The organism is Arenimonas sp., assembly GCF_019459675.1.
Taxonomy (GTDB): domain Bacteria; phylum Pseudomonadota; class Gammaproteobacteria; order Xanthomonadales; family Xanthomonadaceae; genus Arenimonas.
Window position 1 is genome coordinate 1 of record NZ_JAIBFH010000010.1, and the last position, 13768, is coordinate 13768.

Annotated in this window: 10 protein-coding genes and 1 pseudogene; 9 read left to right on the forward strand and 2 right to left on the reverse strand. The window is 70.2% G+C overall.

Annotated elements, in window-relative coordinates:
• The 6 genes and pseudogenes from K0M70_RS00340 to K0M70_RS00365 form a co-directional block, all read left to right on the forward strand.
• Positions 1-727, forward strand: a pseudogene (locus K0M70_RS00340) (sulfite reductase); the annotation flags it as partial.
• Positions 724-1464 carry a phosphoadenylyl-sulfate reductase gene (locus tag K0M70_RS00345; protein WP_290777760.1) on the forward strand — a complete coding sequence of 247 codons (741 nt, stop codon included), beginning with the start codon at positions 724-726 and terminating at the stop codon, positions 1462-1464. The pseudogene K0M70_RS00340 and the gene K0M70_RS00345, both read left to right, overlap by 4 nt.
• A 60-nt stretch (positions 1465-1524) precedes the next feature.
• Complete coding sequence (locus tag K0M70_RS00350; protein ID WP_290777762.1) at positions 1525-3183, forward strand: NAD(P)/FAD-dependent oxidoreductase; 1659 nt, start codon at positions 1525-1527, stop codon at positions 3181-3183.
• A gap of 260 nt (positions 3184-3443) precedes the next feature.
• Positions 3444-5111: a ShlB/FhaC/HecB family hemolysin secretion/activation protein gene (locus K0M70_RS00355; protein WP_290777764.1), complete on the forward strand. Its 1668-nt coding sequence runs from the start codon at positions 3444-3446 to the stop codon at positions 5109-5111.
• Positions 5112-5154: 43 nt separating this feature from the next.
• Positions 5155-7317, forward strand: a complete 2163-nt coding sequence (locus K0M70_RS00360; RefSeq protein ID WP_290777767.1) for a filamentous hemagglutinin N-terminal domain-containing protein — start codon at positions 5155-5157, stop codon at positions 7315-7317.
• Positions 7318-7333: 16 nt separating this feature from the next.
• Positions 7334-7999: a L,D-transpeptidase gene (locus tag K0M70_RS00365; RefSeq protein ID WP_290777770.1), complete on the forward strand. Its 666-nt coding sequence runs from the start codon at positions 7334-7336 to the stop codon at positions 7997-7999.
• A gap of 18 nt (positions 8000-8017) precedes the next feature.
• On the opposite strand, the gene K0M70_RS00370 is transcribed toward K0M70_RS00365, so the two are convergent.
• Both K0M70_RS00370 and K0M70_RS00375 read right to left on the reverse strand, forming a co-directional pair.
• Positions 8018-9004 carry a LysR family transcriptional regulator gene (locus K0M70_RS00370; protein WP_290777773.1) on the reverse strand — a complete coding sequence of 329 codons (987 nt, stop codon included), beginning with the start codon at positions 9002-9004 and terminating at the stop codon, positions 8018-8020.
• 206 nt (positions 9005-9210) lie between these two features.
• Positions 9211-10122 (reverse strand): CPBP family intramembrane glutamic endopeptidase, encoded by a 912-nt coding sequence (locus K0M70_RS00375; protein ID WP_290777776.1) that lies wholly within the window; start codon positions 10120-10122, stop codon positions 9211-9213.
• Between the two features lie 144 nt (positions 10123-10266).
• Here K0M70_RS00375 and cysG point away from each other — a divergent pair, with 144 nt between their 5' ends.
• The 3 genes from cysG to K0M70_RS00390 all read left to right on the forward strand — a co-directional run bounded on the left by cysG (position 10267) and on the right by K0M70_RS00390 (position 13625).
• Positions 10267-11706, forward strand: coding sequence for a siroheme synthase CysG (gene cysG, locus K0M70_RS00380; protein WP_290777778.1), 1440 nt, complete (start codon positions 10267-10269; stop codon positions 11704-11706).
• Positions 11707-11761: 55 nt separating this feature from the next.
• Positions 11762-12739, forward strand: a complete 978-nt coding sequence (gene cysK, locus K0M70_RS00385) for a cysteine synthase A (RefSeq protein ID WP_290777781.1) — start codon at positions 11762-11764, stop codon at positions 12737-12739.
• Between the two features lie 139 nt (positions 12740-12878).
• On the forward strand, positions 12879-13625 hold the full coding sequence (locus K0M70_RS00390) for an electron transfer flavoprotein subunit beta/FixA family protein (RefSeq protein WP_290777784.1): 747 nt from the start codon (positions 12879-12881) through the stop codon (positions 13623-13625).
• The last annotated feature ends 143 nt before the right edge of the window (positions 13626-13768 follow it).

Below are 13768 nucleotides of genomic sequence, written 5' to 3' on the forward strand. Positions count from 1 at the left end.
CCCCCCGGCGCGCCCCTTCGTTTTCGACCACAGCGGCGACCGCTTCGGCTGGGTTGAAGGGCATGACGGCACCTGGCACCTCACGCTGCGCCTGCTGTCGGGCCGCATCCAGGACGGCGCCGACGGCGCCCACCTAACAGGCCTGCGCGAAATCGCCAAGGTCCATGAAGGCGACTTCCGGCTCACGCCCAACCAGAACCTGGTAGTCGCCAGCGTGCCGGCGTCCCAGCGCGCGCGCATCGACGCGCTGGTGGACGCGCACGGGCTGGACGGCTTCCGTACGGCCAGCCCGCTGCGCCTGAAGTCCATCGCCTGCGTGGCCCTGCCCACCTGCGGCCTGGCCATGGCCGAAGCCGAGCGCTACCTGCCCGCCCTCACTTCAAAAGTGGAAACGCTGCTGGAAGCACACGGCCTGATGGATGCGCCCATCATCCTGCGCATCAGCGGCTGCCCCAACGGCTGCTCGCGGCCCTACCTGGGCGAGATCGCGCTGGTGGGCAAGGCGCCCGGCCGCTACAACCTGATGCTGGGCGCCGACCACCGCGGCCAACGCCTGAACGCGCTGTACCGCGAAAACATCGACGAGCCGCAGATCCTCGCGGCCCTGGATCCGCTGCTGGCCGACTACGCCGCGCAGCGCCGCCCCGCCGAAGGATTCGGCGATTTCCTGGTGCGCACCGGCGTGGTCACGCCGCGCATCGGCATTCCCCTGGAGTTGGCGTCATGAGCATCGTCCCCGATCCCACCGCAGCGGCCGAGTCCCGGCAGGCGCTGGCCGAACTCAATGCCTGGCTGACCGGCCTCACCGCGCCCCAGCGCATCGAGTGGGCGCTGGAATCGCTGTCGGGCGAGCATGCGCTGTCGTCGAGTTTCGGCGCGCAGTCGGCGGTGGCGCTGCACATGGCTACGCGCGCACGCGCCGACCTGCCCGTCATCCTGGTGGATACGGGCTACCTGTTCCCGGAAACCTACCGCTTCGTCGACCAGCTGACCGAGCGCCTGGGCCTGAACCTGAAGGTTTACCGCCCGCAGGTGGGCATCGCCTGGATGGAAGCGCGGCTGGGCCGCCTCTGGGAAAACGGCGTGGAAGGCATCGACCGCTACAACCGCCTGCGCAAGGTGGAACCGATGAACCGCGCGCTGTCGGAACTGGGCGTGCGCACCTGGATCGCCGGCCTGCGCCGCAGCCAGGCCAGCACGCGCGCCGACATCGATTTCCTGGAGATCAAGGACGGCCGCTGGAAGCTGCACCCGCTGGCCGACTGGAGCGACCGCGACCTGGGGCAGTACCTGGCCAGGCATGACCTGCCCTACCACCCGCTGTGGGACCAGGGCTACGTGTCGATCGGCGACGTGCACACCACGCGCCCGTGGCAGCCGGGAATGAGCGAACAGGACACCCGCTTCTTCGGGCTCAAGCGCGAGTGCGGCCTCCATTTTGACGAGTTGCCCAGCAGCGCCTGAGCGCGGCCAGGGGTGTCCGTGGGATTATGGGCGCCTTCCCAGGCCGCCCCTGCCCGCCCCATGCTGCGATTGACCGACATCACCCTGCCCCTAGACCACGCCGGGCCCGCGCTGACGCAGGCCGTCCTGGCGCGCCTGGGCGTGGAGGCCGGCGACCTGCGGTCGGTGTCGGTGGCCAAGCGCAGCTACGACGCGCGCAAGCGGGGGCATATCGTGCTGACCTATTCGGTGGACGTGGACGTGGCCGATGAGGCCGCGGTGCTCAAGCGTTCGGCTTCGCGCAGCCACCGCGTCAAGGTGACGCCCACGCCCGACACCACCTACCGCTTCATCGCCAAACCGTCGCCGGCGCAGACGCTGCGCCCGGTCGTGGTCGGCATGGGCCCCTGCGGCCTGTTCGCCGGCCTGGTGCTGGCGCAGATGGGCCTGCGGCCGATCATCCTCGAGCGCGGCAAGAAAGTGCGCGAGCGCACCGTGGACACCTTCGGCCTGTGGCGCAAGAAGGTGCTCAACCCCGAGTCGAACGTGCAGTACGGCGAAGGCGGCGCAGGCACGTTTTCCGACGGCAAGCTCTACAGCCAGATCAGCGACAAGCGCCACCTGGGCCGCAAGGTGCTGGACGAATTCGTCAAGGCCGGCGCGCCCGACGAAATCCTGTACGTGAACAAGCCGCACATCGGCACCTTCCGCCTGGTGTCGATGGTGGAACACATGCGCGCCACCATCGAAGGCCTGGGCGGCGAGATCCGCTTCTCGCAGCGCGTCGACGACCTCGCCGTGGAGGTGGATGTCGATGGCGTGCGCCACCTGCGCGGCGTGGTGTTGGCCAGCGGCGAGACCCTGCGCGCCGACCACGTGGTGATGGCGCTGGGCCACAGCGCACGCGACAGCTTCGCGATGCTGCATGCGCAGGGCGTTTACATGGAAGCCAAGCCCTTCTCCATCGGCTTCCGCGTCGAGCACCCGCAGTCGGTGATCGACGAAGCGCGCTTTGGCCCGCAGGCGGGCCATGCGCTGCTGGGTGCTGCCGACTACAAGCTGGTGCACCACTGCCGCAACGGGCGCTCGGTTTACAGCTTCTGCATGTGCCCCGGCGGCACCGTGGTGGCTGCCGCCAGCGAGCCGGGCCGCGTGGTCACCAACGGCATGAGTCAGTACTCGCGCAACGAGCGCAACGCCAACGCCGCCATCGTGGTGGGCATCACGCCGGAAGACTTCGCCGAGTTCGACCCCAGCGGCAGTCCGCTGGCGGGCATCGCGCTGCAGCGGCACTGGGAGTCGGTGGCCTTCAGGCTGGGCGGTGAAACCTATGAAGCGCCCGCGCAAAAGGTCGGTGACTTCATCGCCAACCAGCCCTCCGCCGAGCTGGGCGCCGTGGTTCCTTCGTATACGCCGGGCATTCGCCTGGGAGACCTGTCCACCGCCCTGCCGCGCTACGCCATCGACGCCATCCGCGAAGCGCTGCCGGCGTTTGGAAAGCAGATCAAGGGCTTCGACATGGCCGACGCCCTGCTCACCGGCGTCGAGACCCGCACCTCCTCGCCCGTGCGCCTCACGCGGGGCGAAGACGGCCAGAGCCTCAACACACGCGGCCTTTTCCCGGCCGGCGAAGGCGCGGGTTATGCCGGCGGCATCCTGTCGGCGGGCGTGGACGGCATCCGCGCGGCGGAATGGGTGGCCGAGGCGATGATCCTGGCCGGCACCGCGAACGCGAACTGAGTCACACTCCTTCGGCGCGAAACCCAACGGCAGCGAAACAACCGCTGCGCTAAGCGCGACAACGCACATAGGTGCGCCTTCCTGAACGTCGATAGTGAAGGCCACGCGAAGACCTTCACATCCAAGCCTTCGCCGATAGACGGCCAGCCGGTCGCCCTGCGCATGCGAATGCGTGACGCCCCATCGGCTGCACTCCTGCTGCGCCCTCCCACCCACGGTGGCCGGGACATTGCCCCCGAAAAGGGAAGGCTCCCATGAAAATGCGATCGAGAATCCTTCCGCTGGCGCTGCTGGCGCTGAGCCACAGTGCGTACGCGCAGCAGCCCCCCGGTGCCGGCAGCCAGCTCAACCAGCTGCGGCCGCCCGTTGAACTGCCGCGCACGGCGCCACAGGTGCTCATCGAAGAGTCCGCGGCCGCAGTCGATACCGGTGCCGAAGGCGCCCGCGTGTTGGTCAACGAAGTGCGCGTCACCGGCGCCGTCGCCTTCACCGAGGCCGAACTGCTGGCCGCCACCGGCTTCGTGCCTGGCAGCGAGTCCACGCTGGCCGAGCTGCAGGCGATGGCCGCGCGCATCACCGCCTACTACCGCGAACGCGGCTACTTCGTCGCGCAGGCCTACCTGCCGGCGCAGGACATCAGCACCCACGTGGTGACCATCGCCGTCAGCGAGGGTCGCTACGGTGAGGTCGTCTTGCGCAACAAGAGCGACCTGTCCGACGGCCTGGTGCGCGAGGTCCTGGACGCCCCCGCCACCGGCGAGCCGATCCAGATCGAACCGCTGGAGAACCGCCTGCTGCGCCTGTCGGACATCCCGGGCGTCAACATCCGCTCCACGCTGGCCCCGGGCACCGCGCCGGGCAGCAGCGACCTGATCATCGACGTCGAACCGGGACACCGCATCACCGGCTTCGTGGACGCCGACAACGCCGGCAATCCCTACACCGGCGAGAACCGGGTGGGTGGCCAGATCAACTTCAACAACCCGCTGGGCCGCGGCGACGTGGCCAGCCTGCGCCTACTGACTTCGGGCGAGGGTCTCAGCTACGGCCGCGCTTCCTACCAGACGATGCTGGGGCGGGCCACGGCCGGCGTCGCCTACAGCTGGCTGGAGTACGAACTGGGCAAGCAGTTCAAGCCATTGGGCGCCAACGGCACCGCCAAGGTGGCCAGCGTGTACGGCTCGCTGCCCCTGATCCGTTCGCGCGACACCAACCTGTACACGGGCCTGACCTTCGAGCATCGGGAATTCGAGGACCGGCTGGACCTGTTCCCGACCGCCAACCGCCTGGCCGATGCCGACGTGCTGATCCTGTCGCTGTACGGCGACCATAGCGACGACATCGGCGGCGGCGGCACCAGCAGCTTCTACCTGGCGCTGTCGGGTGGCCGGCTGGACATCGAATCGCCGCTGCCGCGCGCCATCGACGCCGCCACCGCGCGCACCCAGGGCGACTACAGCAAGCTGTGGTTCCACGGCAGCCGCGTGCAGCGCATCACCCAGAACCTTTCGCTCGGCGCGTCGCTCACCGGCCAGTTGGCGTCCAAGAACCTCGATCCGTCCGAGAAGCTGGTGCTGGGAGGCATGGACGGCATACGCGCCTACCCGCAGGGCGAAGCCACCGGCGACGAAGGCCTCATCGCCAACCTCGAGGCCCGGCTGCTGATGGCGCGCACCTCCGAGCGCATCCCGGGCCAGCTGCACCTGCTGGGCTTCGTGGACGCCGGCCGCATCACCATCAACAAGGACCCGTGGTTTCCGGGCGACAACAATCGCAGCCTGAGCAGCGCCGGCGTCGGCCTGTCGTGGAGCGAACCCGGCAACTGGTCCGTGCGCAGCTACTACGCCTGGAAGCTGGGCAGCGAAGACGCGATCTCCGCCCCCGACAAGTCCGGTCGTTTCTGGATCCAGGCCGTCAAGTACTTCTGATGTTGTGCCCTAGCCGCCTCGCGCGGCACATGAAGGAATCCGCATGAATCGCCAACCCACCCACCGTACTGCGCGCCTCGCGCTGTCCACCCTGTCCAGCGCGCTGCTGCTGGCCCTCGCCACGCCCGTGCTGGCGCAGTCCATGGCGCCGACCGGCGGCCAGGTGATCGCCGGCCAGGCCGGCATCGTGCAGACCGGCAACCAGACCACCATCACGCAGAACAGCGCGCTGGCGATCATCAACTGGCAGTCCTTCAGCATCGGCGCCAACCAGGGCGTGCAGTTCGTGCAGCCCGGCGCCAGCTCGATCGCGCTCAACCGCGTCACCGGCGCCGATCCGTCGGTGATCATGGGCACGCTGACCTCCAACGGCCAGGTGTTCCTGATCAATCCCAACGGCGTGCTGTTCGGCAACGGTTCGTCGGTCAGCGTCGGCGGCCTGGTGGCCACCACGATGGGCATGGCGGACGCCGACTTCCTCGCCGGCCGCCATCGCTTCACCGGCGCCGGCACCGGCGACGTGGTCAACCAGGGCAACCTGCAGGCCAACGGCGGCGGCTACGTCGCGCTGATGGGCCGCAACGTCCGCAACGACGGCGTGATCTCGGCGCGGCTGGGCAGCGTGGCGCTGGTGGGCGGCGAAGCGGTGACGCTGGACGTCGCGGGCGACGGCCTGCTAAACGTGGCCGTGACCACCGGCGCGATGAACGCGCTGGTCGAGAACCGCGGCATGGTCCAGGCCGACGGCGGCCGCGTGCTGATGACCGCGCAGGCGGCCGGCAGCGTGCTGCACACCGTGGTGAACAACACCGGCGTCATCCGTGCGCAGACCCTGCAGAACCGCAACGGCAGCATCCTGCTGCTGGCCGACATGGCCAGCGGCACCGTCAACGCGGGTGGCGTGCTGGACGCCAGCGCCCCGACCGCGGGCAACGGCGGCTTCATCGAAACCTCCGCCGCCACCGTCAACGTGGACGCCGGCATCCAGGTGACCACGGCGGCGGCGAACGGCCGCACCGGCACCTGGCTTATCGATCCGCAGGACTTCACCGTCGGCAGCGCCGTGGGCGACAACATCTCGGGCTCGACGCTGTCGGCCCAGCTGGTGACCAACAACATCACCATTTCCACCGCGGGCGCCGGTGCGGGCAATGGCGACATCTTCATCAACGACGCGATCAGCTGGTCGGCCAGCGGCGCGCCCACCACGCTGAGCCTGATCGCCGACCGCGACGTCAACATCAATGCCGCGGTCACCGCCACCAACGGCAACTTCTCGACCTGCTGCGGCCGCGACATCAACGTCAATGCCGCCATCACGCTGACCAACGGCAGCCTGCTGCTGGCCGCCGGGCGCAACATCAACCAGTCCGGCGCGATCACCGTCACCGACGGCAACGTGATGATGTGCGCGGCCAACGACGTCAATGTCGGCGGCGCCATCACCGTCACCCGCGGCACCAACGACCCCACCCGCAGCCTGGGCCTGGCGCGCGGCCTGGTGCTGAGCGCCGACACCGACGGCACCGGCCCGGGCATCACCGGCGGCACCGTGCGCTTCGCCGCGCTGGCGCCGCCGACCACGGTCACCGCGGCGCCGGTGTCGATCTACTACAACCCGGTGTCGTACACCACGCCGACCGACTACAGCACCCACTTCACGCTGACCGAAGGCGCCGCGCTGAGCAGCTACATGCTGGTGTTCGCCAACGCCGTGGACCGCGTGTTCGACGGCACCACCACGGCGATCCTTGCGGGCCTGATCGGCAACCCCGCGGGCGTGACCCTGGTGGCCGGCCCCGGCGCCGTGGCCAACTACGACTCCCCCGAAGTCGGCCTGCAGGGCATCACGTACAGCGGCTACACGCTCGGCGGCGCCGATGCCGGTCTCTATGCGCTGGCCGTGAACTGCTGCGGCACCATCGCGGCCCACAGCACGGGCCTGATCACCGCCGCCGTACCGCCGCCGCCGCCGCCGCCGCCGCCGCCCCCGCCGCCGCCGCCGCCGCCGCCGCCCCCGCCCCCGCCGCCGCCGCCGCTGGTCGTCGTACCGCCGCCGCCGCCGACGGTCACGCCGCCGACCGTGGTCGCTGTCACCACGCCGCCGCCGCCGACCACCGTGATCACGGTCGTCCCGGTCGAAGAGGAAGAGGAAGTGCCGCCGTACGTTCCGCCGGTGCGCGCACCCAAGCCGTACCGCAACTGACGGCATGGTCGCGACAATGAAGGCTTTGTCGGCGCCAGGTGGGTTTACCCGCCTGGCGTTGTCGCGCGTCGCCCTCGCCGCGCTGTGCGCGACCGGGGCGGGCACGGCGGCCAGCGTCGATTTCGCGGGGCACGAACCCTCGCCCGAGGTCCGGCACGTCGCGCAGTGGATCGGCGAGTCGGGCGACAACGCCGGGCTGCCCTTCATGCTGATCGACAAGGTCAGCGCCCGCGTGTTCGTTTTCGACGCCGCAGGCAGGCTGCGGGGCCACGAAGCGGCCCTGCTGGGTTCGGCGCGGGGCGACAAGACCGCGGCCGGCATCGGCGACCTGTCGATGTCGGCCATCCGCCCCGAAGACCGCACCACGCCCGCGGGGCGATTCGTTGCGCACCTGGACAAGGACATCAAGGGCCACGGCGTGCTGCTGATCGACTACGACGCCTCCATCGCGCTGCATCCGGTCGTGCCGGGCACGCCCAAGGAGCGCCGCGCCGAGCGGCTGAGCAGCGAAACCCCGGACGACAACCGCATCTCGTTCGGCTGCATCAACGTGCCGCCCTCGTTCTACCAGAGCGTGGTGGCGCCGGCATTCAAGCAGACCGCGGGCATCGTCTACATCCTTCCCGAGACGAGTCCGGCCAGCGAACTGTTCGGCAAGTCCGCCACGGGCGCGGCGCAGTAAGGCCTGCGCGTTGGCCCGTCAGTTGGTGATGGCCTGGCTCAGCTCCACCCACGTGGGCGGCACCGGCCAGGTGGGGGTGTCGTGGCCGGCGACAGCGCGCTTGAGGTCGCTGCGGTCGAGCTGCGGGGCCAGCGCCAGCAGCAGCTCCAGCGCGTAGTCACGCAGCACGCGCTCGCGCGGCAGCACGGCCCAGCTGATGCAGTCGGGCACGGCCGAAGGCGCCGGCAGCGCGCGCAGGTCGGCGTCGTCGCGCGCGCTCACGGCCATCTCGGCCAGCAGGCCAACGCCCAGTCCGGCGCGCACGTAGGTCTTGATCAGGTCGGCGTCGCGCGCGGTCATCGCGATCTGCGGCTCCAGGCCGCCCGCGGCGAAGGCGCGGCGCAGCGACGATTCGGGCTTGTTGGTGGATTCGTAGCTGACCAGCGGCAGCGGGGCGAGCTCGGCCAGCGTGGGCGCGCGGCCCAGCGCAGCCAGTGCGTGCGCGGCCGGCACCAGCACCACGCGGCGCCAGCGATACAGCGGAACGGCCAGGCCACCGGCCGGCACGTCGCCCGCCGTGCTCACCACCGCGAAGTCGGCCAGGCCGCCGGCCAGCTGGTCCAGCACTTCGCCTTCCGATGCCGGCTGCAGGTGGATGCTGACGTCGGGGAAGCGGCGCGCCAGCGCGGCGATCGCCGGCGGCAGCACGAAGCGGGCCTGGGTGTGGGTGGTGACCAGGGTGAGCCGGCCCTGCTTCTCGCCGCGTTCGTTGGCGGCGTAGGCGCGGATGTTGCCGGCCTCGGCCAGTACGCGGCGGGCGTGGGCCAGCACGTCCCGGCCGGCCGGCGTGATGGACTCGAGGCTGCGCCCCTTGCGCTGGAACAGCAGGAAGCCCAGTTCGTCCTCCAGCAGCTTGAGCTGCTTGGACAGGCCGGGCTGGGTGGCGTGCACCTTCTCGGCGGCCAGGGTGATGTTGAAGCCCGAGTCGGCGATGGCGATGAGGTAGCGCAGCTGCGTGAGGGTCATGGTCGTTCCAGGGTTGTCGGGCGCCAGCGGTTCAGGGCACGGGCGGGCGGCAACACGGCAGGCAACGGAGCATGGACACGGGCATTCCAGAGGCGGCGCGCGGCGCCGAGGTCATGCAGACAAGCTAACCCGGGCCCGGCGATGCGTCCATACGCCCCTGATAACCGGACGGCATGTGCAGGACGCCACCGGGCATGTGCGCGGCGTCAGGCCTGCGAAGGCACCACGGCAGGTGCGGCCTGGCCGGTCCGGAACCGGTGCGGGCTGGCCGCAACGAAACGGCCCTTTCGGTGCGCGCGGTACAGCACCCACAGGCCGAGCGAGGTGCAGATCACGATCGCCGGCAGCGAGGCCTCGGCGCCGAACGCACCGCCGGTCAGCAGCGGCGGGCCTTGCATGGTGTTGAACAGCAGCCCTTGCACGTCCAGCCCCGACACCGGGATACCGTAGATGCCGCCCTGGGTGAAGTTCCAGGCCATGTGCAGGCCGATGGCCATCCACAGCCGGCGCGTGAGCATGTACAGCGCGCCGAGCAGGATGCCGGCCTCGATCGAGATCGCCGCGGCGGCCAGCAGGGTCGCGTTGGGGTTGAGCACGTGCAGGAAGCCGAACAGCAGCGCCGACAGCGCCAGGGCCGTCCAGCTGCCCAGCCACTGCTCGAGCAGGCGGAAGACCAGGCCGCGGGCGATGATTTCCTCGAACACGCCGGAAAAAATCGCCAGCGCCAGCACCGGCACCAGCACCGACGGCGGGTTCCAGCCGGTCACCCGGTAGCCGCCCAGCGTCGCGATGACGGCCACGGTGAGTGTGATCGCGCCGAAACCCAGGGCCACGCCGGCCGCCCATTCGCGCACCGCGCGGTGGCGGCCGAACTCAGTGACCGGCCGCTTCTCGACCCAGCGCACGAAGGCGGCGTAGGCCAGCATGGCCAGCGCGGCCAGCCACAGCGAATTCACCAGCTCACCCATCGGGCTCGACGAGGCCGGGCCCAGCAGCTTGCTCCAGAGCAGCCCACCCAAAAGCATCGAACCGATCACCATCACCACCCCGACGACCAGGCGGACCAAGGGGTGGCTGTAGACCAAGCCCATCTGCGCGGTGAAGGGAAAGTCGGACATGCTTTTTCCTGTTCCGGCCGGGCTGGCCAGCGGCGAAATTAACCCGCGCCGCCGGCCGCGTCCACGCGCGCACATAACCGACGGGCATATGCACGGGGCGGCTCGTCATTTCCGGGCGCGGCGGCCTGGGCCTAGCTTCGGGGCATGAGCCAGGACAACGCCACGCTGTTCCCCCTGTTCGCCGACCTGCGCGGTCGCCGCGTACTGGTGGTGGGCGGCGGCGCGGTGGCGCGGCGCAAGCTCGAACCACTGCTCGCCGCGGGCGCACGCGTGGTGGTCGGCGCGCCGTGGCTGGAACCGTCGGTGATGGAGCTGTTCGCGCAGGGCCGCATCGAGCACCTGGCCGGTGCGTTTGAACCCGCGTGGCTCGACGACGCCTGGCTGGTGGTGGCCGCCACCGACGACGGCGACGTGAACCGTGCGGTCGCGGATGCCGCGCAGGCGCGCCGCATCTGGGCCAACGTGGTGGACGACCTGGCGCTGTCGAGCTACCAGTCGCCGGCGCGCATCGAGCGTGGCCCGCTGCAGATCGCCATCTCCAGCGGCGGCGGCGCGCCGATGCTGGCGCGGCACCTGCGCGAGAAGTTTGAAACCGAACTCGACGAATCCCTGGCCGACCTAGCCAACCTGCTGCTGCGCGAGCGCGGCCGCATCCGCGCGCGACATCCGCGCCTGGCCGAGCGTCGGCGCTTCTTCGAAACCCTGCTGGCCGGGCCGGTGGCCGAGCGTTTCCGCGCCGGTGATGCCGACGGCGCGAAGCTCGCCTTCGAAGCCGCGCTGGGCGAGGCCCCGCCCTCGCGCGACATCGGCTCGGTGGCGCTGGTGGGCGCAGGCCCCGGTGATCCGGGCCTGCTGACGCTGCGCGCGCTGCGCCTGCTCAACCAGGCCGACGTGATCCTGCATGACCGGCTGGTGTCGCCCGGCGTGCTCGCCCTGGCGCGGCGCGACGCCGACTTCATCGAAGTGGGCAAGCAGGCGGCCAACCACCATGTGTCGCAGGACGGCATCCACGCGCTGATGCTCGAACACGCGCGGGCCGGCCGCCGCGTGGTGCGGCTCAAGGGCGGCGACCCGTTCGTGTTCGGGCGCGGCGGCGAAGAGCTGGAGTTCCTGCACGCCCACGGCATCGGTTTCGAAGTGGTGCCGGGCATCACCGCGGCGCTGGCCTGCGCCGCCTATGCCGGCGTGCCGCTGACGCACCGCGACCATGCGCAGTCGGTGCGCTTCGTCACCGCGCACTGCAAGGACTCGCTGGACAGCCTGGATTGGCGCGCGCTGGCGCAGGAAAAGCAGACGCTCGCCGTTTACATGGGCGTGGCCGGCCTGGCCGGGTTCCGCGACCGCCTGCTGGCGCACGGCCGCGAGGCCGGCACGCCGTTCGCGCTGGTGGAGAACGGTTCGCGCCCCGAGCAGCGCGTCATCACCGGCACCCTGGCCGACCTGCCGTCGCTGGCCGCACATCACGCGGTGCAGTCGCCCGCGCTGCTGATCCTGGGCGAAGTGGCCGCGCTGGCGATGCCGCTGCACTGGTTCGGCGCCGCACCGCTGGGCGCCCCGGCCGCACGGGTCGCCGAAGCCGCCTGACCCCGTTTTTCTGCGGGAAGTGAACTTGACCCCGTTACTGCATCTGGAGATTGGCATGGCGCTTTACGACAGCATCCTCGACACCATTGGCCGCACGCCCATCGTGCGGCTGCACCGCATCGCGCCTTCGCACGTGTCGCTGTATGTGAAGGTGGAATCGTTCAACCCAGGCGGCTCGGTGAAGGACCGGCTGGCGCTGGCCGTGATCCTGGACGCCGAAAAGCGCGGCGTGCTCAAGCCCGGGCAGACCGTGGTGGAAGCCACGTCCGGCAACACCGGCATCGCGCTGGCGATGGTCTGCGCGGCGCGCGGCTATCCGTTCGTGGCGGTGATGACCGAAACCTTCTCGATCGAGCGCCGCAAGCTGATGCGCGCCTACGGCGCCAAGGTGATCCTCACGCCCGCCGCCGAGCGCGGCAGCGGCATGGTGCGCAAGGCCGCCGAACTGGCGGCCAGGCACGGCTGGTTCCTGGCGCAGCAGTTCGAGAACCCGGCCAACCCGGCGTACCACCGCAGCACCACGGCACCGGAGATCCTGCAGGACTTCGCCGGCAAGCGCCTGGACTTCTTCGTCACCGGCTGGGGCACCGGCGGCACCCTGACGGGCGCCGGCCAGGTGCTGAAACTGGCGCGCCCCGACCTGCAGATCGTCACCAGCGAACCTGCGGGCGCACAGCTGTTGAACGGCAAGGACTGGGCCCCGCACAAGATCCAGGGCTGGACCCCCGATTTCGTCCCCGGCGTCCTGGACCGCAGCATCGCCGACCAGATCCGCCCGGTGGACGACCTCGTCGCGCGTGACACCGCACGCCGGCTGGCGGCGGAGGAAGGCGTCTTCGCCGGGCTGAGCGCAGGCGCCACCGTGGCCGCCGCGCTGCAGGTGGCCCAAGACGCGCCCGCGGGTTCGGTGATCCTGGCGATGCTGCCCGACACCGGCGAGCGCTACCTCAGCACGATCCTGTTCGAAGGCGTGAACGAAGGCTCGGACGACGACTGGCTGGCCAGCCTGGACCCCGCCGCCGCAGCCGCCTGACCAAGGCGGGGGAAATCCGGCTCTGAACCCGGTTTTTACTGCGCCGTGACGGGCGGAGCGGGTAGAATTGGGGTCCCTTCGAAGCCCGCCGCCCGGCCCCACGCCGTGCGCCGGCCTGCCCCACAGGAAAGTCGCGACGATGAAGATTCTGGTCGGTTACAAGCGGGTGGTGGACTACAACGTCCGCATCCAAGTGAAGCCCGATGGCTCGGGCGTGGTCACCGACGGCGTGAAGCTGTCGCCCAATCCCTTCGACGACATCGCCCTGGAAGAAGCCCTGCGCCTGCGCGACAAGGGCATCGCCACTGAAGTCATCGTCGCCACCATCGGCCCGGCCGACTGCCAGGCGCACCTGCGCAACGGCCTGGCCATGGGCGCCAACCGCGCCATCCACGTGGTCACCGACCAGGCCATCCAGCCGCTCACCGCCGCCCGCGCGATGCTCAAGCTGATCCAAACGGAGCAGCCGCAGCTGGTGCTGCTGGGCAAGCAGGCCATTGACGACGACGCCAACCAGACCGGCCAGATGCTGGCCACGCTGTGGGGCCGCCCGCAGGCGACCTTCGCCAGCAAGCTGGACATCGCCGACGGCAAGGCCACCGTGACCCGCGAGGTCGATGCCGGCCTGGAAACGCTGGAAGTGGACCTGCCGGCCGTGGTCACCACCGACCTGCGCCTGAACGAGCCGCGCTTCATCAAGCTGCCCGACATCATGAAGGCCAAAGCCAAGCCGCTGGAGACCCTGCAGCTGGCCGATCTCGGTGTTGAAGCCGCCGATACCTTCAAGACCACCCAGTACGCGGCGCCGGTCAAGCGCAGCAAGGGCGTGATGGTCAAGGACGCGGCCGAACTGGTCGCTGCACTCAAGCAGAAGGGGTTGCTGTAATGACCAAGATCCTCGTTGTCGCTGAACACCACGACGGCAAGCTCAACGCCGCCACCGCCAAGACCGTGAGCGCAGCCGCTGCGATAAGCGGCGCCCTCCAAGCAGGGGTTGGGGGGGGCGCGGGCCCCCGCCCCGCGCCCCGC

Coding starts and splice junctions, on each gene's coding strand:
- K0M70_RS00345 (WP_290777760.1), top strand. CDS start 724: ATGAGCATCGTCCCCGATCCCACCGCAGCGGCCGAGTCCCGGCAGGCG.
- K0M70_RS00350 (WP_290777762.1), top strand. CDS start 1,525: ATGCTGCGATTGACCGACATCACCCTGCCCCTAGACCACGCCGGGCCC.
- K0M70_RS00355 (WP_290777764.1), top strand. CDS start 3,444: ATGCGATCGAGAATCCTTCCGCTGGCGCTGCTGGCGCTGAGCCACAGT.
- K0M70_RS00360 (WP_290777767.1), top strand. CDS start 5,155: ATGAATCGCCAACCCACCCACCGTACTGCGCGCCTCGCGCTGTCCACC.
- K0M70_RS00365 (WP_290777770.1), top strand. CDS start 7,334: ATGAAGGCTTTGTCGGCGCCAGGTGGGTTTACCCGCCTGGCGTTGTCG.
- K0M70_RS00370 (WP_290777773.1), bottom strand. CDS start 9,004: ATGACCCTCACGCAGCTGCGCTACCTCATCGCCATCGCCGACTCGGGC.
- K0M70_RS00375 (WP_290777776.1), bottom strand. CDS start 10,122: ATGTCCGACTTTCCCTTCACCGCGCAGATGGGCTTGGTCTACAGCCAC.
- cysG (WP_290777778.1), top strand. CDS start 10,267: ATGAGCCAGGACAACGCCACGCTGTTCCCCCTGTTCGCCGACCTGCGC.
- cysK (WP_290777781.1), top strand. CDS start 11,762: ATGGCGCTTTACGACAGCATCCTCGACACCATTGGCCGCACGCCCATC.
- K0M70_RS00390 (WP_290777784.1), top strand. CDS start 12,879: ATGAAGATTCTGGTCGGTTACAAGCGGGTGGTGGACTACAACGTCCGC.